Annotated in this window: 15 protein-coding genes; 5 read left to right on the forward strand and 10 right to left on the reverse strand. The window is 65.3% G+C overall.

The features are described from left to right. Window positions 1-4: 4 nt before the first annotated feature. Window positions 5-1,837 (reverse strand): ABC transporter transmembrane domain-containing protein, encoded by a 1,833-nt coding sequence (locus tag PE058_RS10130; RefSeq protein ID WP_020087172.1) that lies wholly within the window; start codon window positions 1,835-1,837, stop codon window positions 5-7. Window positions 1,838-2,206: 369 nt separating this feature from the next. On the opposite strand from PE058_RS10130, the gene rpmE reads away from it, so the two are divergent. Further along, entirely contained in the window at window positions 2,207-2,431 is a 225-nt protein-coding gene (gene rpmE / locus PE058_RS10135) for a 50S ribosomal protein L31 (RefSeq protein ID WP_020087173.1), read from the forward strand. Window positions 2,432-2,571: 140 nt separating this feature from the next. On the opposite strand, the gene rcdA is transcribed toward rpmE, so the two are convergent. The 3 genes from rcdA to PE058_RS10150 all read right to left on the reverse strand — a co-directional run bounded on the left by rcdA (window position 2,572) and on the right by PE058_RS10150 (window position 5,189). Further along, on the reverse strand, window positions 2,572-3,138 hold the full coding sequence (gene rcdA, locus PE058_RS10140; RefSeq protein ID WP_020665387.1) for a protease adaptor protein RcdA: 567 nt from the start codon (window positions 3,136-3,138) through the stop codon (window positions 2,572-2,574). A gap of 440 nt (window positions 3,139-3,578) precedes the next feature. Further along, on the reverse strand, window positions 3,579-4,862 hold the full coding sequence (locus tag PE058_RS10145; protein ID WP_271030526.1) for a hemolysin family protein: 1,284 nt from the start codon (window positions 4,860-4,862) through the stop codon (window positions 3,579-3,581). 129 nt (window positions 4,863-4,991) lie between these two features. After that, window positions 4,992-5,189, reverse strand: coding sequence for a DUF1192 domain-containing protein (locus tag PE058_RS10150; protein ID WP_271030527.1), 198 nt, complete (start codon window positions 5,187-5,189; stop codon window positions 4,992-4,994). Between the two features lie 148 nt (window positions 5,190-5,337). Here PE058_RS10150 and PE058_RS10155 point away from each other — a divergent pair, with 148 nt between their 5' ends. Then, window positions 5,338-6,345, forward strand: coding sequence for an NAD(P)H-quinone oxidoreductase (locus PE058_RS10155; protein ID WP_271030528.1), 1,008 nt, complete (start codon window positions 5,338-5,340; stop codon window positions 6,343-6,345). Between the two features lie 19 nt (window positions 6,346-6,364). On the opposite strand, the gene PE058_RS10160 is transcribed toward PE058_RS10155, so the two are convergent. Together PE058_RS10160 and PE058_RS10165 are read right to left on the reverse strand one after the other, a co-directional pair. Beyond that, window positions 6,365-7,237 (reverse strand): TIGR01459 family HAD-type hydrolase, encoded by an 873-nt coding sequence (locus PE058_RS10160; protein ID WP_271030529.1) that lies wholly within the window; start codon window positions 7,235-7,237, stop codon window positions 6,365-6,367. A gap of 93 nt (window positions 7,238-7,330) precedes the next feature. Further along, window positions 7,331-9,124 carry an EAL domain-containing protein gene (locus tag PE058_RS10165; protein WP_156827494.1) on the reverse strand — a complete coding sequence of 598 codons (1,794 nt, stop codon included), beginning with the start codon at window positions 9,122-9,124 and terminating at the stop codon, window positions 7,331-7,333. Between the two features lie 347 nt (window positions 9,125-9,471). On the opposite strand from PE058_RS10165, the gene PE058_RS10170 reads away from it, so the two are divergent. Continuing rightward, the gene (locus PE058_RS10170) at window positions 9,472-10,221 is read left to right on the forward strand and encodes an SDR family oxidoreductase (RefSeq protein WP_020087181.1); all 750 of its coding nucleotides are present in this window, start codon (window positions 9,472-9,474) and stop codon (window positions 10,219-10,221) included. Window positions 10,222-10,249: 28 nt separating this feature from the next. Here the strand turns inward: PE058_RS10170 and PE058_RS10175 are convergent, their stop codons facing one another. From PE058_RS10175 to PE058_RS10190, 4 genes are all read right to left on the reverse strand, one after another. Next, window positions 10,250-13,318, reverse strand: coding sequence for an efflux RND transporter permease subunit (locus PE058_RS10175; RefSeq protein ID WP_020087182.1), 3,069 nt, complete (start codon window positions 13,316-13,318; stop codon window positions 10,250-10,252). Beyond that, complete coding sequence (locus PE058_RS10180) at window positions 13,318-14,481, reverse strand: efflux RND transporter periplasmic adaptor subunit (protein ID WP_020087183.1); 1,164 nt, start codon at window positions 14,479-14,481, stop codon at window positions 13,318-13,320. The genes PE058_RS10175 and PE058_RS10180 overlap by 1 nt, the downstream gene beginning before the upstream one ends. Before the next feature lie 267 nt (window positions 14,482-14,748). Continuing rightward, the gene (locus tag PE058_RS10185) at window positions 14,749-15,792 is read right to left on the reverse strand and encodes a polysaccharide deacetylase family protein (protein ID WP_020087184.1); all 1,044 of its coding nucleotides are present in this window, start codon (window positions 15,790-15,792) and stop codon (window positions 14,749-14,751) included. A 127-nt stretch (window positions 15,793-15,919) separates the two neighbouring features. After that, window positions 15,920-17,089: a polysaccharide deacetylase family protein gene (locus tag PE058_RS10190; protein ID WP_271030530.1), complete on the reverse strand. Its 1,170-nt coding sequence runs from the start codon at window positions 17,087-17,089 to the stop codon at window positions 15,920-15,922. A gap of 275 nt (window positions 17,090-17,364) precedes the next feature. Between PE058_RS10190 and mgtE the strand changes: the two genes are divergently transcribed. Together mgtE and PE058_RS10200 are read left to right on the forward strand one after the other, a co-directional pair. Then, complete coding sequence (gene mgtE, locus PE058_RS10195; protein WP_020087186.1) at window positions 17,365-18,741, forward strand: magnesium transporter; 1,377 nt, start codon at window positions 17,365-17,367, stop codon at window positions 18,739-18,741. Between the two features lie 118 nt (window positions 18,742-18,859). Then, on the forward strand, window positions 18,860-20,500 hold the full coding sequence (locus tag PE058_RS10200; RefSeq protein WP_040498760.1) for a hypothetical protein: 1,641 nt from the start codon (window positions 18,860-18,862) through the stop codon (window positions 20,498-20,500). Window positions 20,501-20,518 lie beyond the last annotated feature (18 nt).

Raw genomic sequence — 20,518 nt, forward strand, 5'->3', positions numbered from 1 at the left:
CTTGCTATTCGGCTGCTTCGCTGCCGAACTGCAATTCGGAAAGGCGCGCGTAGAGGCCGCTCCGCTGCACAAGCTCACGATGGGTTCCGCTTTCGACGATGTGGCCGTTGTCGAGCACCAGGATGCGATCGGCGTTCTGCACCGTGGAAAGCCGGTGAGCGACGACGATGGTGGTGCGACCCTTGGTTAGGGCGTCGAGCGCGCGCTGCACGGCCAGCTCGTTCTCGGTGTCGAGGGCGCTGGTCGCCTCGTCCAAAAGCAGGATCGGCGCGTTCTTGAGAATGGCGCGGGCGATGGCGATGCGCTGGCGCTGGCCGCCCGAAAGCGAGACCCCGCGCTCGCCGAGGCGGGTTTCGTATCCTTGCGGAAGCGCGCGAATGAAGGCGTCGGCCTGGGCGGCAACGGCGGCGCGGACCACGTCCGTCTCGGCCGCATTGGGTGTGCCGTAGCGGATGTTTTCGATCACCGTATCGGCGAACAGAGCCACCTCCTGCGGGACGAGGGCGGTGGTGCCGCGCAGCGCATCGAGTGCGAGGTGGGAGATGTCGATGCCGTCGATCAGGATCTGCCCGCTCGCCGGATCGTAGAAGCGCAGGATCAGGTTGAGGACGGTCGATTTGCCGGCGCCGGAGGGACCGACGAGTGCCACGCGCTCGCCCGGCGCGACGCGGAACGACACGCCGTCGAGGGCCGGGGCATTCGTGCGTCCGGTGTAGGCGAAGCGCACGTTGCGGAACTCGATCTCGCCTTTCACCGGCAGAGGCAGCGGCACCGGATTTGCCGGCGACTTGATCTCGGGCTCTATGGTGAGGAACTCGGTGATGCGCTCAGCGGCGCCTGCGGCCTGCGTGGTCTCACCCCACACCTCCGACAGCTCTCCGAGGGCGCCGGCCGCGAACAGCGCGTAGATTACGAACTGGCTGAGGCGTCCGCCGCTGATCTCTCCGCTGATGACGGAGGACGCGCCGTACCAAAGTACGCCGACGATGCTCGAGACGACGAGCAGGATGACGAGGCCGGTGAGGCCGGCGCGCGCCATCATGCGCTCGCGCGCGGCGGTGAACGAGCGCTCGACGGAGGCGGCGAAGCGGCCGGCGACGGCGCCTTCATGACCGAACGCCTGCATGGTGCGGACGGCGGCGAGGTTCTCCGCCGCGTAGGCCGAAGCTTCCGCCAGGGTATCCTGGGCGCGGCGCGACAGGCGGCGGACGACGCGTCCGTAGCCGATGAGAGGAAGCACGATGACGGGGATGGCGATCAGCACGAGCAGCGACAGGCTCGGGCTCGTGATGATCATCATCACGAGCGCGCCGATCAGCATGATGGCGTTGCGGAGCGCCTGGGAGATAGAGGAGCCCGCTACCGCCTTAACCTGGGTGGTGTCAGCGGTCAGGCGGCTCATCACCTCGCCGGAATGCGTGCGCTCGTAGAAGTCCGGTCCAAGGCGGGCGAGGTGGGCGAACACGTCGGCGCGCAGATCGGCCACCACGCGCTCGCCGATCCAGTTGACGAGATAGAAGCGGGAGGCGCTGGCGATCGCGAGCACGAGGCCGATCGCGATCATCATCATGAAATACTGGTCGATCATCCCGCCGTCGCGGGCGCCGAAGCCATTGTCGATCATCCGGCGGACGGCCATCGGCACGGCGAGCATGGCGCCAGCCGAGAGGACGAGGGCAACGGCTGCGCCGGCCAGTCGGCCGGGGTGGCGGAGCAGATAGGGCTTGAGAGCGAGGAGGGGCCGCAGGGACGCGCGCCCGGAGGCCGGCGTTTCGTCGGTGGATGTGGTATTGGCGGGCAGGGGAGTTCCACCCCGCGCATTTTCACTTGAGCTCAAATCTCGGTCTTTCGCGTTGGGCGTTTCCCGTCGCACCTCTTTGGGTGTCTTTCGTTAAGCGGGACCATGCGGGACGCAGGCCCCTGGCGTCAACGCCATCCGGTTGCCTGAAACGGAATGCCGCGTTTCTCAGGCCGATGGCGAACGTTAAGGGAGAAAACGGTTGGGAACCCTTGATTTTGAGCAAGTTAGAACCCCTCAGTAGGGCGCTTTTTCGATGCTTGTGCGGGCCGGGCATCTCGACTATAGAAGCGCATCCAGAAATTCGGGGTCGTGCCGTGTCGGGCATTCCGCCGCTTTTGGGCGTTGCTGCGCGCATATCTGCGCAGTTCCCTGCCCTCCGGCCCCATTTTGCAGCGAGCTACGGTCATGAAGAAAGACGCCGATCTGCATCCCGATTATCACCAGATCACGGTCAAGATGACCGATGGGACGCAATTCGTTACCTACTCCACCTACGGCAAGGAGGGCGATGAGCTGCATCTCGACATCGATCCCACCTCGCATCCGGCTTGGACGGGTGGCGATCAGCGCCTGATGGACCGCGGTGGCCGTCTGTCGCGCTTCAAGAAGAAGTTCGAAGGCATTTTCTAAGCCTCGGAGCGCGCGGGGCAGGGGCGAAGGCGCCCCTCGCTTCCTGTGGCGCGTTGCCGCGGGCTAGGTTTCAAGTCCGAAAAAACAAAAGGCCCGGTTTTCGCCGGGCCTTTTTGCATTTGGGTTACCGGCCTCGAGCCTCAGCGAGCCGAGGCCGTGCGCAAGCCGCTCGCGAAGGCGCGCTCCAGCGTGTTGAGCTGGGAGGCGACGGGGTTCACGGGCGCTTCGGCTTCCGTTCCTGTCTGCTGCTGCGGCAGCATCGCGCGATCGAGCTGCACGATGCGATCGTGGAGCATGAAGCTCGCGTCGATCAGGTCGCGAAGCCCCTGCGGCAGGTCTGCGAAGCCCTTGGTGTGCGCGGGACGGCCGAGCGTCTGCAGCTTGACGCGTGCGCGCTTGGCTTCTGCTTCCTCTCTCGTGATCTCGCCTTCCTTGAGGGCGCGGCGGATCAAGAGCCAGGATGCGAGTTCCAGCAGGCGCGTCGTGAGGCGCATGCTCTCGGTCGCATAGAGGACGGTGATCTGGCTGGGGAGACCCTTGGACTCGCGGCGTCCTTCGCCATCGAGATAGGCGGCCGATCGCTCGACCAGGGCCATGCCTTCGGAGAAGACTTTGTCGAACTGCTCGGAGGCCTGGAAACGCTCTCCGAAGGAGACCGTCTCGCCCTTGCTCGCGAACAGGCTTTCTACGCGGGAACCGTTGTTCATCATACGCTTCGATACAAACGCCTACACATTGGTCACCATAGCATCGATAGATCCTAAGAGGCCAGGGTTAACAACTTGGCCAAGAAGGAGACAACGCGATGCGCGCGATCCATGTCCGGATCCTTGCAAGAGCCGCGCCGGAAAAAAATGAGCCGCCTCACGGCGGCTCAGAAGTCAACAGGGAGGCGTCAAACAGGGTGGCTAGGCACCACCCAGGATCCAGATATCTGGATGACGAGGACGATACGCCCCGTTCCCTAACGAAGGCTTAATGATTGACGAGTTCCGAATCGTTTTTGCATTCACGTTTGCGGGGCACCTGTGGGTAAACGTTTTGCTTCAATGTGAGACAACGACGGCACTGCGTGTCTCTCGCACGGCAGCCCGTGCCGAATGCCTGCACAATCGAGCATAAGGCTCGCCACGTCTCACGGCGGATGTCAGACGGTTTCGGGCACCATGCGGGAAGCCAGCACCTTGTCGATGCGCCGCCCGTCGAGATCCACGACCTCGAACAGCCAGTTTCCGGACCGGATCTTCTCACCCGTCTTGGGAATGTGCTGCAGCTCGGCGAGCACCAGTCCGGCAACCGTCGCGTAGGGGCGCCGTTCCGGCAGAGGGAAGCCCAACAGATCCGCCATCTCGTCGGCAGGCATGGAGCCAGAAAGCAGCCAGGAGCCGTCGTCGCGCTGGGTGGCGTTCGGCTCTTCGGAATCGGATTTGAACACGCCCACGATCGCCTCGAGGACGTCTGCGGGTGTCACCAGCCCCTCGAAATGTCCGTACTCGTCGTGAATCAGCGCGATGGGCACGTCGGCCTCGCGGAGCACATTCAACGCGTCGAGCGCATCCATGGTCTCTGGGATTATCGGCACCTTGCGCAGGTGGCTGCGGATGTCGAGCGGCTTGCCTGCCAGGATGGCGGCCAAGAGCTCGCGCGTGCGCACGATGCCGACGAGCTGATCGACCGAGCCTTCGCCGACGGGGATCAGCGAATGAGGCGTCTCGATCAGTTGTTCGCGGATCTCGTGAGTTGACAGCGAGATGTCGATCCAGTCCACATCCGTGCGCGGCGTCATGAGGCCCACGACGGTGCGGTCGCCGAGACGCATCACGCCGGAGATCATCTCGCGCTCATGGGATTCGAGCACGCCTGCGGCTTCCGCCTCGGCGATCACGATCGAAATTTCCTCGTCGGATACCTGGCTTTCGCTCGCTTCTTTCTGTCCGAAGACGCGGAACACGAGGCGTGTCGATGTGTCGAGCAGCCATACGGCCGGTCTCGCCAGGCTCGAGAAGGCGGCCATAGCTGGGGCGACGGCGCAGGCAATGCGCTCGGCATTGCGCAGCGCGATGTTCTTCGGAACAAGCTCGCCGATGATTACGGAGAGATATGTGATGACGGCAATGACGGTGCCGTAGCCGAGAGGCGCGGCCACAGCATCCGGGAGGCCGGCTTCGCGTAGCGCGGTGTAGGCATATTCACCGAAGGTTTCGCCCGAGTAGGCGCCGTTGATGATGCCGATCAGCGTAATGCCGATCTGCACGGCAGAGAGGAAGCGGCCGGGATCTGCAGACAAAGCCAGGGCGCGTTTGGCGCCCGGATGGCCGGATGCGGCCAAAGCCTTCAGTCGGGGTTGGCGGCTCGATACAACCGCAAGTTCAGAAAGAGCAAAGAGGCCGTTGAGTAGGATCAGGGCCGTAACAATCAGAAGTTCGGTCACTTTGTTTGCGGCCGTCGATGTGCATCGAGGCCACTCCATGTTGCGAAGGGGGCGGATGCTATCGGCCTGGCGCGCCCCGGTCAATGCGGGTCAGTGCGGATGCTTCGGGGCGTCCGAGCCCGATTTTTGTCAGCTTCCTGGTTTTTTGAACAGTGCGGCGGCCGCGTTCTCGTGGGCACGCTTGCGCGCAAGCTCGGCCTTCACGCGCTCGATTTCCGCCTCCAGCGCCGCGATACGGCTCTCCAGCTCGGACACGGAGAATGTCTCCAGATTGTCGCCAATACTTGCGGATTTCGGCGGTGCGGGCCTTGCGTCGTCCCAGTCCATGTCGGTCGCTCCCGGTCGCACTTTCTCTCACTTTGGGTCGAACGTGTCATTTTCGCCGTCCCGTCTCAAGCACCTCTGCTTGTAACCCTGCGCGCGCTCGGGCAGGTATGGCGCATCATCGACGTTCTTCTGCCGGAGTTTCCAAGACATGAGCGCACTGCCCGAAACCATGACCGTCATCGCCATCGCGGGCAAAGGTGGACCCGAGGTGCTGACCGCGGAGCAGCGCCCTGTTCCTTCGCCCGGCGCGGGACAGGTGCTGATCAAGGTGGAAGCGGCGGGCGTGAACCGTCCGGACGTGCTTCAGCGCAAGGGGCTCTATCCGGCGCCCAAAGGACATTCGGAGCTGCCGGGGCTCGAGGTTGCGGGAACTATCGCGGCGCTGGGAGAGGGTGCGTCGCGCTTCAAGATCGGCGACCGCGTCATGGCGCTGCTGAACGGCGGCGGCTATGCGGAGTACGCTCTCGCGGAGGAGCCTGCGACACTTGCCGTTCCCAAGGGCGTCTCCATGGTCGAGGCCGCAGCCATTCCGGAAACGTTCTTCACGGTCTGGCACAACGTGTTCGAGCGCGGCGGGCTCAAGAGCGGAGAGTGGCTCCTGGTGCATGGCGGATCGAGCGGCATCGGCGTGACGGCGATCCAGCTTGCGGCGGCGCTCGGTGCCAAGGTGATCACGACGGCGGGCTCCGCAAAAAAGTGCGAGGCGTGCGTTGCGCTCGGCGCAGAGCGCGCGGTTGACTACACGCAGGAAGATTTCACCGAGGTGGTGAAGGCGGAGACGCAGGGGCGCGGTGTCGATGTCATCCTCGACATGGTGGGCGGCGATTACGTGGACCGCAACATCCGCTCGCTCGCCGACGACGGGCGTCTCGTCAACATCGGCTATCAATCGGGCTCGAAAGTCACCGTCGACATGATGCGCGTGATGCTGAAGCGTCTGACGCTGACCGGCTCGACGCTGCGCATCCGTCCGACGGAGATCAAGGGTGCGATCGCGCGCGGTGTCGAGACACATGCTCTGCCGCTCGTGGAAAGCGGCAAGGTGCGTGTGATCGTGGACAGCACGTTTCCGCTTTCCAAGGCAGCCGATGCGCATGCGCGGATGGAGACGAGCCAGCACATCGGCAAGATCGTGCTTACGGTGGCGGGCGCCTAGGCCGTCGAACGTTTGGCGCTCACCAGTGGAGCACGGACATGGCCGCGATGGGGCTGATGTCCGGATCGGGGAAGAGAGTGCTCAGCGTGTCGCTGGACAGCCCCGACGAGACGTGAACGCCGCTTGCGATGAACACGCTGTCGATGCCGGCTGCCGCCGCGCCTTTGATGTCGGTGCGGATGCCGTCGCCGATGGCGAGAATGCGCTCACGCGGCACGGCCTTCCCCTTGAGCCTTTCCACCTCGGCAAGCGCCAGGTCGTAGACGGGCAAATAGGGCTTGCCGGCGTAGGACACGCTTCCGCCGAGCGCTTCGTAGGCGGATGCCAGCGCGCCCGCGCAATAAATGATGTTCGAGCCGCGCTCGACGGTGAGATCCGGGTTCGCGCACACCATCGGCAGCTTGCGCGCGGCAAAGTCTGCGAGCATGGGGGCGTAATCGTCCGGGGTTTCGATCTCGTCGTCGAAGAGGCCGGTGCAGGAGACGGCGTCGGCATCGCCGGGGTCGGAAAGCGTGACGCCGAGGCCATCGTAGAGTGCGAGATCGCGCTCGGGGCCGAGGTGAAACACGTTCTTGCCCGCGAATGCGCCGACGAAGGCACGGGCTGCGTCGCCGGATGTCACGATGGTATCCCAGGCAAAGCGCGGTACGCCGATGCGGTCGAGCTGCACGGCGATGTTTGCGGCGGGGCGGGGCGCGTTGGAGAGCAGCAGTACGGTGCCGCCGGCCAGCCGGAAGCGCGTGCAGGCTTCGCAGGCGGATGCGAACGGCTCGACGCCGTTGTGAATGACGCCCCAGATGTCCGTCAGCCAGACGTCCCGGCCTGCGGCGAGGCCGGTGATCGAGGGGACGATGGGGATGGCGCGGGCGATGCGTTCAGCGGGTGTTTCCATACCCGCATGGGTAAAGGCTGGCACCTCATTCGGCAAGCGGCGCGCGGGGGTGCCGCGCGCCGCTTGGGCCGTAAAACTCAGACTTGACGGCGATCAGGCCGCAGCCGTCGTGTTGGCGCGGGTGTTCACCACGTCGGCACGGACGGGGCGGGCGCCGCCGAAGAGCTGGCCCTGGCCAAGGAGAACGCCGAAGCCGAACACGCGGGCAAGCTGCTCGTCGTTGTCGATCCGCTCGACCACGAGCGTGAGGCCGTGGGCGGCGAGATGGCGGCAGACGTCGCTCGACGGGATGCGGCCGCTGGGGGCCGGCAGGCCTTCCAGGAACACGGATGCATCAAGCTTGACGAAGGCGAAGCCCTGCTCGGCCAGCTCCTCGAAGTCCATGTCGAGATCGGTGATGGCGGAGAGTGCGAAGCGGAAACCGAGCGCGCGCATGTCGGCGAGGGAATCCCACTCCGGCGTGGAGAAGCCGCGCACGTCGCTCTGCGTGAACGAGAGGACGAGTTGCGTGGCAAGGCTCGCGCGCTGGTGCAGGGTCTCCGCCAGCTCACCGAGGAAGTGCTCGTCGGCGACGGACTCGCCGCTGAAGGACGAGAACACGGAGCCGCCCTTGCCGCGCTCTTCCAGGCGGCGGGCTACGGCGGCGGTGCGCGTGATGCGAACGCCGTCGAACAGCGGAAGCAGGCCGGTGCCGCGCAGGTCAGGTCCGCCGGAAACGTTGAGCGGGTTGCCGTCAACGTCGCGCAGGCGAACGGTCACCTCGTAGTGGCGCGTCTGCTGATCCTCGAGACCGAGGATCGGCTCGAGCGCGACGTCGATGCGGCCGGCCGAGATGGCGTCCGCCATCAGACGCGCGCGGGCATCGGACGGAGAAGACGGGCGCTGCGGAGCCGCGCCGCGCACGAAGGGCGGGAGCGGGGGCGGCTGCGGTGCCGAAGCGCGGGGCGGCGGCGGGGGAGGCGCGCTCATGCGCGGAGCCTCGCGCTCGCCCATTGCGGCGCGCATAGAGCCTGCCGTCATGCGGAGCGCGTCGATGGAATGCTCGACACCCATCTCGGGGGCGGCCGGCGCGCGGGGCGCCTGCATGGGTGCAGGTTGGGGAGCCGGCTGAGCGGCGGCCGCGCGTGCTTCCTGCTGCTCGGCGGCGTTGACCTCTTCCAGCAGCCTCTTGATGGCGTCCTGAATGATCTCGACGTCGGCTTCGCGCGGCGCGGAGGCCTGCTGGGGCGCGGCGTGCCGCGCGGGAGCAGCCTGTGGTGCCGCACGCGAACGGGCGGGCTCTGTCTGCTCGGCGCCGCGGCCGGAGACGCGCCCGGTCACGAACGGCGGCAGCTCCTGCTGGCCCGCGGTGGGACGGAAAGACCAGAAATCCTGGAGATCCTCTCCCTGTGCCACGGCCTCGGCGGACGGGGCGAGGGGGGTCGCCGGCAGCGGCGGCGGAGCCGGGCGCTCCGCCTTCAGCGGCGGCTGGCCCGGATGGGCGGCGTCAGGATAGGAGGGGGCCGCGCCGTGAGGACGCGGAGGCGTGGCGGCGCGCTGCGGCTGGGGCATCGGCGGCGGCGGGACAGCCGGACGGGCGGCACGTGCCGCAGCCGGGGCGGGCGCTGCAAGCCCGGCCGCGCCGGGGGCGGGACGCGGCTCGTCCTTCATGCGGCGAAGCTCCTGCTCACGCCGGTCGAGGATGCGCGCGGGCTTGAAGCCCTCGCGTCCCCCGCGCCAGATGAAGGTGTGAACGGTGAGCAGAAGCAGATAGGCCGCAAGAGCCGCCGTCGCGGCCACCGGACCCGGGAGGCCCGCATGCTGATAGAGCGCCACCGCGCCGGCACCAGCAACCAGGCCCATCGCTACCACCACAACAGTCTGTGAGGCTGTTTGATTTCGCGTCATGTTCTGCTCTTCCCCCAATACCCTTGCGGACGCGACACCCGAGACTCCGGTGCGAATCGCATGATTGAGGTTCGGTCGGTTCCCTACGCAAGGCAATGCGAGGGGCCACAGGTATCACCAGGATTTCGTGAGGCGGTTTCCCGACTTAGGGAGGGGCGTGGCGCGGATGCATCGGCGGGGTGGCGCTTTGGTCAGCAGGTTTCCGGCGGGAGGGCCGCAATGGCGCCACGAGGCAGCCAACAGGCCACCCGAATCGAGCAGCCGTTTAGATGTCGTTAGGCGAATCGGACTGCTATGGTCTTGTCCGGGCCGCCTCTCTGTCCGGCGTACGAAGGAGACCAGCCCTGATGTTGATGAGCGTAATTTCGCGCCAGTGCGAGTATGTTGCCATGCCCGAGCTTTCGGGTGCCCGTGTTCTGATTACCGGCCTGACGTCGTCCTCGGGCTTCGATCTCGCCCGCAGCTTCGCAGACCATGGCGCGCGCCTCATCATTCAGTCGCCGGAGGATACTCCCGAGATGACCGAGCTTGCGGCGGTGCTCGCCGAGAGCTCATCCGACATCAAACTTTTCAACGACCCGCTGCAGAGCGACGAGGAGGCCGCCCGTCTGGTGCAGTCTGCGGTGCAGGAGTTCGGCGGTCTCGACGTGGTCGTCAATCTCGCCTCCGTCAGCTCCACGGCCGTCGCGAAGCTGGAGACGGTCGAGGACGCGGACGCGCTCGTCGCTCATGCATTGCGTCTTCCGCTGCGGCTCACCGAGGTTGCGGCCAATCGTATGCGCCTGGTGTGGATCGAAGGCGCCATCCTCAATGTGGTGCGCGTTCCCGATGTAGGGGGCGGCCGGGCCATGATGCTCTCCGACCTGCTGCGCGCGGAGCTTGCGGACATGACGCGCTCGCTCGCCGCGAGCTGGGCGGAGCACGGCATCCGCATCAATGCGATCGGTCCCACGTCATCGGTGGCGGCGCTCGGCGGACACACGGCGGGGTCTGATGCCGATCTCGCGGCCATCGCTCTTCAGCTCGCGAGCCGCAGGGGCGGCAACGTCTCCGGCCATCTGCTCGATGCGGAAGGCGCGTCGCGCCGCTGGTGCTAGGACGCCATCGCGATCTTCAGCCGGAAGCTCATTCCGCGGGCGTTGCGAGGGGGGTGCCTTCGGGCTCCTCCGCGCGGTGCGATGCGCCGATGTAGCTCAGCACCGTCGGGACGACGAACAGCGTCAGCAGCGTGCCGAGGCTCATGCCGCCGACGATGACCCATCCGATCTGCTGGCGGCTTTCTGCGCCGGCCCCTTCCGCGAGGGCAAGGGGGACCGCGCCCAGCACCATGGCGCCGGTGGTCATCAGGATCGGCCGGAGGCGCAGGCTCGCGGCTTCCGTGATGGCGTCCATGCGGCGGCGGCCCTCCTGCTCCAGGTGATTGGAGAACTCGACGATCAGGATGCCGTGCTTGGTGATGAGGCCCACGAGCGTGATGAGACCGATCTGCGAATAGACGTTGAGCGAGCCTCCCGCATAGTGCAGCGCGCCGAGCGCACCCGAGATCGAGAGCGGCACGGTGAGCAGGATGATCAGCGGATCGCGGAAGCTTTCGAACTGCGCAGCGAGCACGAGGTAGATGAAGGCGAGCGCCAGCACGAACACGAGCGCGAGGCTCTGGCTCGAGGCGCGGTAGTCGCGGCTCTGGCCGTTGACGTCGGTCTGCACGGTTTGCGGCAGAACCTCGTCGACGGTGCGCTCGATGTGATCGAGCACCTCGCCGAGCGCATAGCCGGGGCCGATGTTCGCCGATAGCGTCACCGAGCGGAGCTGGTTGAAGCGCTTCAGCTCCTTCGGCGCAACGCTTTCAACCACGCGGACGATGTTGGAGAGCTGGATCATCTCTCCCGCGGGCGAGCGCAGGAAGATGGTGTCGAGGGCCGCCGGGGTGGAGCGGTCGCGCTCGGCGAGCTGGACCAGCACGTCGTATTGCTCGCCATTCATCTCGAAGCGCGTCACCTGGCGTCCGCCGAGCAGCGTTTCGAGCGTGCGGCCGATGATGTTCACGTCGAGACCGAGGTCGGAAACCTTCGCGCGGTCGATCTCGAGGCGGAACTCGGGCGTGTTGAGCTTGAGGTCGGTCTCGAGGCTTTCGAGGCCTTTGTAGTTGGCGAGGGCGGCGACCAGCTTCTCAGACAGTGCCTGCAACTCTTCGTAAGTGCCGGACGACTGGATGATGAACTCGACGGGGCGGGAGCCGCCGCGCTGGCCGAAGGCGTTCGGGTTCTGCACAAAAGCCTGCATTCCGGCGATGCGTCGCACCTGCGGCGTCAGCTCGCGCGAGATCTCCTGCTGGGTGCGCGTGCGCTCCGACCAATCCTTGAGAGGGGCGAAGATCAGGAAGCCCGAGACCTCGGGATTGCCGTTGATGAGCAGGCGCGACTTGATCTCCGGCACCTTGGCCAGCATGGCGTCGGCTTCGGCGCTGTAGCGGCTCGTGTAGGCGAGCGTGGCTCCTTCGGGTCCCGTGCCGCGGACGCGGATGACGCCGCGATCCTCGACGGGCGCAAGCTCAGATTTGAGGTTCACGAAGAAATACACGCAGGAGCCCGCCACGACGGTGGCAAGCAGGAGAATGACGGGCCGGTTGGCGAGTGCGATCGAGAGCGCGCGCCGGTAGCCGTTCTCGAGGCCGGTGAGAAAACGCTCGATCAGGAGGAAGATACGGCCGGGCTTCGTCTCGTGGCGCAAGAGCCGCGAGCACATCATCGGCGTCAAGGTGAGCGCGACGAAGCCCGAGATGATCACGGCGCCCGCGAGGGTGAGCGCGAATTCGAGGAACAGGCGTCCGGTCTTGCCGGGCGCGAAGGCGATGGGCGCATAGACGGCGGCAAGCGTCAGCGTCATGGCGATAACGGCGAAGCCGATCTCGCGGGTTCCCTTGATGGCCGCCTGCACCGGCTTCATGCCGTTTTCGATGTGGCGGTAGATGTTCTCCAGTACGACGATGGCGTCGTCCACCACGAGGCCGATGGCGAGCACCATGGCGAGCAGCGTCAGCGTGTTCACGCTGAAGCCGAAGGTGAACATCAGCGTGAAGGTGGCGATCAGCGAGATCGGGATCGTCACGATGGGGATGAAGGAGGCGCGGAAGGAGCGCAGGAAGAAGACGATCACGAGCACGACGAGCAGGATGGCTTCGCCGATGGCGTGGTAGACGGCGGCGATGGAGCGCTCGATGAAGATGGCGTCGTCGTTGGCGATGTCGGCCTTCATGCCGTTCGGCATGGTCTCGTTCATCTTCGGCAGAAGTGCGCGGATCTCGCGCGAAACGTCGAGCGGGTTCGCTACCGATTGCTTGATGACGCCGACGGCGATGGCGGATTTGCCGTCGTAGCGGCTTTCGCGCCGCTCATCCGCGGCGCCGAGCTCGACGCGGGCCACCTCTCCGAGCTTCACCTGATGATTGCCGGAAAGCTTGATGACGACGTTGCGGAACTCTTCGGGCGTGACGAGGCCCGTGCGGGACAGCACGCTGAACTCGCGGTTGGCGCTTTCGATGCGGCCCGACGGCAGCTCCACGTTCTGGGTGCGCAGTGCGTTCTCGATGTCCTGGACGGTGAGCGAGAATGCGGCGAGCCGCTCGCGGTCGATCCAGATGCGCATGGCATAGCGGCGCTCACCGTAGATCGTCACATCCGCCACGCCGTTGAGGTTCTTCAACTGGTCGACGATGAAGCGGTCGATGTAGTCTGTGATCTCCAGCGGCGACAGCGTGGGGCTCGTGAAGACGAGCAGCATGATGGGCTGGGCGTCCGCCTCGACCTTGGCGATCACCGGCTCGTCGATCTCGTCGGGGAGGCGGCCGCGCACGCGGGAGACGCGGTCGCGCACGTCGCTTGCGGCAACGTCCTGATCGACCTCGGGGCGGAAGCGCACGCTGATGCGGCTCTGCTCGGAGCGGCTCGATGAATCGAGCACGTCGATACCGGAGATGCCGGCGATGGAGCCTTCCAGAACCTGCGTGATCTGCGTCTCGATGATCTTCGCCGAGGCGCCCGGATAGCGCGTGGTGACGGAGACGACCGGCTCGTCCACGTTTGGATACTCGCGCACGGTGAGGCGCGTGTAGGAGACCATGCCGAGCAGGACGATGACGAGGCTCAGGACCGTCGCGAAGACCGGACGGCGGATGCACAGCTCGAACAGGTTCATCAGGTGCCCCGCGCGGTGGGCTGGCTGCCTGTCACGATCTCAACCTGGCTGCCGTCCTTGAGCTTCTGCTGGCCTGCGGTGACGACGGTGGCGTCGACGGCGAGCCCTTCGAGGATCTCGACAAGTCCGTTGTTGCGGCTACCGAGCGTCACTTTGGCCTCCAGGGCCTGTCCGTTCTCGACGCGGAAGACGATCTTCTCCTCGCCGCGCGGAACGATGGCGCTCTCGGGCACGACGAGCACATTGCGCTTCACCTGTCCCTTGACGCGCACGCGGGCAAACAGGCCCGGACGAAGGATCAGCTCGGGGTTCTCGAGACGAGCGCGGATGTTGAGGGCGCGGCCGTTGACGTCGAGGTGCGGGTCGATGGCGTAGATGGTGCCCGTGAAGGTGCGGCCGGGGAGGGCGTCGACGCTGATCTCGATGGTCTGCCCGGTCTTGACCTGCGAGAGGTAGAGCTCGGGAAGCTTGAAGTCGATTTTGAGGGTGTCGATCTTCTCGAGATTGACGATCGGGGCACCTGCCGCGATGTAGGCGCCGGGCGAGACCTTGCGGATGCCGGCGACGCCACTGAAGGGCGCGCGAATGGTGTGCTTGGCGAGGCGGACCTTGGCGAGCTCGAGCGCGGCGCGTGCGGTCTCGGCATTGGTGGAGGCTTCGTCGCGGGCGCGTTCCGTCACGTTGCCGGACTTGGCGAGCGAGTTGGCGCGGCCGAGGTTGCCTTGCGCGAGATTGTAGCGGGCCTGGGCGTCGTCCAGCTCGGCAACGGCGAGGGCATCGTCGAGGCGCACCATGACGTCTCCGGCGTTAACGTGAGAGCCTTCGCCGAGCGGGATCTCGGTGATGCGCCCGGTGATCTCGGAGCTGATCTGAACGGACTCGTCGGACTGGAGCGTGCCGATGGCGCGCAGGTCCTCGGTGGAGCTGGTGGAGACCGCAGTCGTGGCTTCAACCGCCACGCCTTGCCGTCCTGCCGATCTCTCGGCGCCTTCACCCTTCTTGTTTTTCGGTTCGGCTGCCTTCTCGGGAGGCGCAGTCTTCAGCAGGGCGGACGGATCGATGCCGAGGTGCTGTGGCAGCCCCCAGAGCTTCCCTTCCGTCGCGTAGAACGCGGCGCCGGCCGACAGCAACAGCACGGCGCAGGCGAACCAGACTTTCAACATTCATGCACCTTCTGCGGGTGGCAGCGACGTGAACCGGATAGCGGTGTCTTTTGCGCCTCGGGCTCTGTGGCCCGGTTGCGGTCCGGACATTGGGCGGCAAGCAGATGTCTGCGCTCCCCTCGACACGGTAAACGTGGCAGCCCGTCAAAAGCCGTCGAAATTCGTCTGCTGCGCCGGGGATGGTGCGCACCGGGGTGAGCTTACGCTTGAAATATGGCAGGGGCTACAGCTCTCGCGCCGGATAATGACCGGTTTGCTGCGGCAACCTTAGGCGGCGGGAGAGGCCTGTTTCTGGCGCTTGTGGCGGCGGGTCTTGGCCGGTGTGCTTGCGCGGCGCAGGGGCTGCGCGGAGGACGCCGCCTGCTTGTCGGCCGCCGGCACCTCCGTGACCCTGACCTTGGCGGGAGGGGCCAACTCGGACACGGCCGGATCGAGCCCGTCAGCGGTCTTGGGCGCCGGAATGGGCCCGTAGAAGGGAACCAGCGCCTTGTACGGCGCCTTGGCCAGGATCGGCTGCAATTCCGTCTCGATCGTGGCCAGCGGGACGACGTCGCTCTTAGCCTTCAGGTGAACGACCTTGAAGCCCTTCGCCTTGAGTCCTGCCAGGATTGCGGGCAGCGCCTTGGCCGTGGGCTTCTTGAGATCGTGAAACAGAAGGATGCCGCCGTGACGCGCTTCGACCAGTTTCAGCGTGCGGTCGGCGATGCGCTGGGGGCTGCCGATGAAGCTGTCGTTCGAGATGACGTCGACGGTGAAGCTCGCGATGTTGCGGGACTGAAGATAGGCGAGAAGCTCGTCGCTGTCGTTGAGGCCCGGGAAGCGGAAGAACGGCGCGATGCCGGTGGCGGCGGCGAGCGAGACAGCCGCGAAGCCGCGCTCGATCTGATCCTTCGCCTTCTCGATCGAAAGCCGCTTCAGGTTGTTCGGGTGTGTCCAGGTGTGGGTGCCGACGGTGTGGCCGCGCGCCAGCACGTCCTTGGTGGAGGCGGGATAGGAGAGCGCCATCTCGCCCACTGAGAAGAACGTGGCCTTGGTGCAGAAGGCATCCAGTGTGTCGAGGATGGGCGTCGTGACCCACGGCACGGGCCCGTCGTCGAAGGTCAGCACCACCTCGTTCGGGCCGAGGAAGCTCTGCTCCTTGTCGCGCTGGGTGATCGAGCCGAAGATCGGGCCGCCCTTGGTGTCGATCTCGATCACGCGGGAGACGCCGAGCGCTTTCGCGGGGTCGTTGCAGTCCGACGCGAGAGAGGGAGACACGCCAACTGCAAGCGTGCATACGGCCAATGCCGTCGCTCTGATCCGCAGGCGCATGGCCAATCGCTCCCGTCATCCGCTTCGATGTAATCCGCGCGGACTTTCGGTGATTTTCCAAGCTTGAACAAGCACCTGCCAGGCAAAACGCCGATTTTTCAGGCAAACAGCGGCTTTTGAGTCCCGGTCAGTCGTGTCCGAGGGTCTTGAGTTGCCAGGGATCGTTGGAGGGGTTGGCCCAATCGAACGGCTTGGTGGGCTTTGCAGCCGTGCTCTGCTTGGGGGCCGGCTGTGTCGCCTTGGGAGGCGCGGGAGGCGCCGCGGCGGCAGCGGCGGGCTCCTCGCCGGAGACCGGCCAGGTGACGGAGCGCTTGGCCATCGCGGAATTGGCGGCTGCAACCGATTTGGCCCGCAGCGCCTTCTCGGCGATGGCATCGTATTCGGGCAAAGTGACCGGTGCGTTTTTCGGCACCATGTGCACGACCTTGTAGCCGCGCGTCTTCAGTTCGGCGAGCAGGCTCGCCAGCGCGCCCGCCGTAGAGGGCTGGATGTCGTGGAAGAGGAGGATGCCCTTCTTCTCGCGATCGAGCTGGGTCAGCACGTTGCGCAACACCACGCCGGGGCTCTTCGTGCGGAAGTCAGCGGAATCGACATGGATGCCGAATACGCCGAGGCCGCGGTTCTGAAGATAGGCGAGCGACGCCTTGCCGTGAGCCAGATAGGGGAAGCGGAAAAACGGAGCGATGGGCGTTCCGGCCGCTGCGGCGACGGCTGAGAGGCCAAGCTCGACCTCGCGCTTCATGGCATCTGCGCCGAGCGCCGAAAGCTTCTTATGAGACCAGGTGTGGGTGCCGATGGTGTGGCCGCGGCGCGCAACCTCCTGCAGCGTCGCGGGGTCGGAAATCGCCATGCGGCCGACGGAGAAGAACGTGGCTTTCACGCACTGCTCGTCGAGCGCGTCGAGGATGGGGATGGTGTAGCGGCGCATGGGGCCGTCGTCGAACGTGAGCACGACCTCGCCGTTCTCGAGAAACTTGGTTTCGTCCTTGTGATACTGGTCGCCGAAACGGGGGCCGGAGGTGGTGTCGATCTCGACCACGCGCGAGATGCCGAGCAGGTCGGGCCGATTGGCGCAATCGGGCGCGAAGTAGGTGCCCGGTGAGATGGTCGGATTGGATCCGGCTCCCGGATTGACGGGCGGGGTCTGGTCGTGGGGCGAGCGAATGGCGGAGGACGTGCCCGGCGGCGGTCCCAAAGGCTGTGGAGTCTCGGCCCGTGCCGTCGCGAGGCCGCATGCTGCGCCGACGAGCGCGGTCGCAAACCCCACTGCCAGCCATGTGCACCGACTGGCGCTCATCCTTCGTCTCCTTTGCGCCCGGTCTCAATCCCGATGGGAGCCCGAAGCAATTAAGCCGTATTGAACCACGGTTCGTACGGGAATTTGTAGCTAATTTGCAACCCGCTTCAGGCGCGGCATTTTTTTGGCGCTTCGGAGTGTCGCCGATGTGACGGCTATGCTAGGGGCTTGTCCTCATATAGAGGCCTCAAGGCTTTTTTTATCGCCGGGGTGCGCATCCCGGTGCCGGAGGCCGAGGTTTTTTACACCTTAATCCACGGCTTCTTGGAGCTTTGATGTCGGGCTTGGACGAGCAGGCGGCCCCTGAGGTCGATGCGATCAGTGTGGCAGACCTCGTGCGCGATGTTGCCCTCGCGTTGCACGATGGCGACACCCAACGCGCCGCCCAACTGGTGGTGGGCCTTCGTCCCCGCGATCTCGCCGACGTCATCGAGCTCTTGTCCCCCGAGCACCGCATCGCGCTCATTCAGGCGCTGGGGCCCGCGTTCGATTACGAGGTGCTCTCGGAGATCGACGAGACGGTCCGCGACCAGCTTTCGGAAGCGCTGCCTAACGAGCTTCTGGCCAAGGCCGTCACCGAGCTCGACACCGACGACGCCGCCTACCTGATCGAGAACCTCGAGCAGGCGGATCGCGACGAGATTCTGGCACAGGTGCCGAAGGGTGATCGTCTGGCGCTCGAGCGGCAGCTCGAATACCCGGAAGAATCCGCCGGCCGCCTGATGCAGAGCGACTTCGTGGCGGTGGCGCCCTACTGGACCACCGAGCAGGTCATCGAGCACGCCCGCGAGACCGACGATCTTCCTGACACTTTCTCCGAGATCTTCGTCGTCGATCCCGCCTTTCGCGTGCTCGGCAGCGTGGACCTGTCGCGGCTGTTGCGCACCAAGCGCGACGTTCCGGTGTCCGAGATCATGGAGACCGATCTCAACGTGGTGCTCGACACGTCCGACCAGGAGGAGGTGGCGCGCCAGTTCGAGCGCTATGGCCTGATCTCGGCGCCTGTCGTCGATCAGAACAACAAGCTCGTGGGCGTCATCACGGTCGACGACGTGGTGGAAGTGCTGCAGGACGAGGCTGACGAGGACATGAAGGCGTTGGGCGGCGTCGGTGACGAAAGCCTGACCGACAGCGTGGTTCAAACGGCCCGCAGCCGCGTGCCCTGGCTCATCATCAATCTCGGAACGGCGGTTCTGGCGTCCTTCGTGATCAAGGCGTTCGATGCCACGATCGAGCAGATGGTGGCGCTCGCCGTGCTGATGCCGATCGTCGCTTCCATGGGCGGCAATGCCGGTACGCAGACCATGACGGTGACCGTGCGCGCGCTCGCAACCAACAAGCTCGGCGCCGCCAACTCGCAGCGGATCATCTCGCGCGAGACACTTGTCGGCCTTCTCAACGGCCTCATTCTTTCGGTCATCATGGCCACCATCGTGTTCCTGTGGTTCGGCTCGGGCCGTCTCGGCGCGGTGATCGGCATGGCGATGGTGGTGAACCTGCTGGCTGCTGCGCTGGCCGGCATTCTCATTCCTCTCGCGCTCGACCGGCTGAAGCTCGATCCGGCGCCCGCATCGGGTGTTTTCGTGACCATGGTTACCGACTGCGTCGGCTTCTTCGCGTTTCTCGGGCTCGCCTCCCTGATCCTGCTCTAGCGACCGATTCTCTATGACAGCCTGATGACGGGAACGCCGCAGTTTGCTGCTTGCGGGCGCCCGGCGATGCGTGGTTATCAAGGAGCCGACTGGCCTTCAGAACCGCGAGATCACGCTTATGGCCCCGATCCCAGAGAAGCGCGTCAAGCATTTGCGCCAAATTCTCCTGTGGCCCGTTTATCTTCTGCCTCTCGAGGAAGACGCGCCGATCGATGACCACTGGGAGGCCCTGGCGACGCCGAGCGCGGACAACCCCTGGCGGGAGCTCGACGACGAGTTCGGTGATCCGGCCGAGTTCCAGACACGCCACTACAATGAGTTCGTGACCTTCCTGCCGCCTGTGCAGAGGTTTCTCTACGGACAAGGGCTCGGCCGCTCCGTCAGCAAGGTCTACGGCGAGAGCCCGATCCGTGTCATGCGCCGTTCGGACATCAAGCGCGTGCGGGTGACGCTCGACCGCGACGACGAGCCGATCACGCTCCACGTGGCTCACGTGGACCTCTATTTCTTCTTCGACATCGACATCACGCTCCTCGCCCTCGAAGTCTACGTCGACGACATCGCGTTCGATACGGCGCAAACGCTGATGTTCCGCTTCGGCCGGGCTTATCCAGCCTATTGGGAGGGGAGCGGGCGCGGCGGACACTGCCCATGGAAAGTGGAGTGGCTGGGCGCCGGGGACGAGGTTCTGGCCACGTCGGACTACGAGAACCGCGAGAAGTTCCTGTCTTTCGTCTGCAAGCACAGGGCGCCGACGACGGCTGCCCATTGGGAGTTTCTCATGTCTCCGATGGTGCTTCACCATGGCGACAAGAAGGGGCCCGTGCGCTACCGGCAGCTCGAATACTACCGCATGCCCTACATGGCCTACCTTGCGCTCGATCGCGCCGAGACGATCTCGCGGTCGGATTCGATCCGGCTCGCGCTTGGCAATGAAGCGGGCGACGGCGGGTCGCTTCCCTACTCGGAGAGCTACCTCGCGGATTTCGAGACGCGCTTCTGCTACGACCGCAACTTCACGTCAGGGGGAGGACAGAAGGCCGCCAGCGTTAGGTTCCATGCCTCGGGAGATACGCTCGTCGTGACGGGGGACGCGGACGATGTGTTCTACACCAGCCAGGAGGGCGGCATTCTTTGCCGTTTCCGTCATCAGCATTTTCTGATGTTCCTGATCGCGCATTTTCAGAAAGCGTCGTTGCACATGTTTTCCGACCGCATGGTTGCGGCGGTGAGCAGGCTCGAGATCGCGAACGCGAAGGCCAACCGCATTTTTCGAGGGGACGTGCGCAACACGCACGAGAACTTCCTGCGGTTCGCGCATCGCTACTGGTTCAGCAGCATCTCGCATCAGGCGCAGGTGCACGAGCTGTTCGACATGACGCGCCGCCATCTCAAGCTCGACAGCCTCTATTGCGAGGTGCGTGAGGAGTTGCAGGACATGGGCAGCTTCCTCGACGTCGAGGCGATGCGGAAGCAGAACGAGACCGTGGTGCGCCTGACGGTGGTCACGACCTTCGGTCTCGTCGGAACGGTGACGACGGGCTTCATCGGCATGAACCTGTTCGATTGGACGCAGGAGCCGGCGTGGTGGCGGGTGGCGGCGTTCCTCGCGGTGTTCGTTCCCACTGCCGCTCTTACACTCTACACGGTGGTGAAATCCCGCCGCCTTTCGGATTTCCTCGACGCGCTGTCCGACGAGAAGGTGACGTGGGGCCGGCGCTGGCGTGCGCTGCTCAGGGTCTGGTTCGGGAAGTCGTAGAGCCTGGCTTCGTGCCGT

The organism is Hyphomicrobium sp. DMF-1 (assembly GCF_027886585.1).
GTDB lineage: Bacteria > Pseudomonadota > Alphaproteobacteria > Rhizobiales > Hyphomicrobiaceae > Hyphomicrobium_C > Hyphomicrobium_C zavarzinii.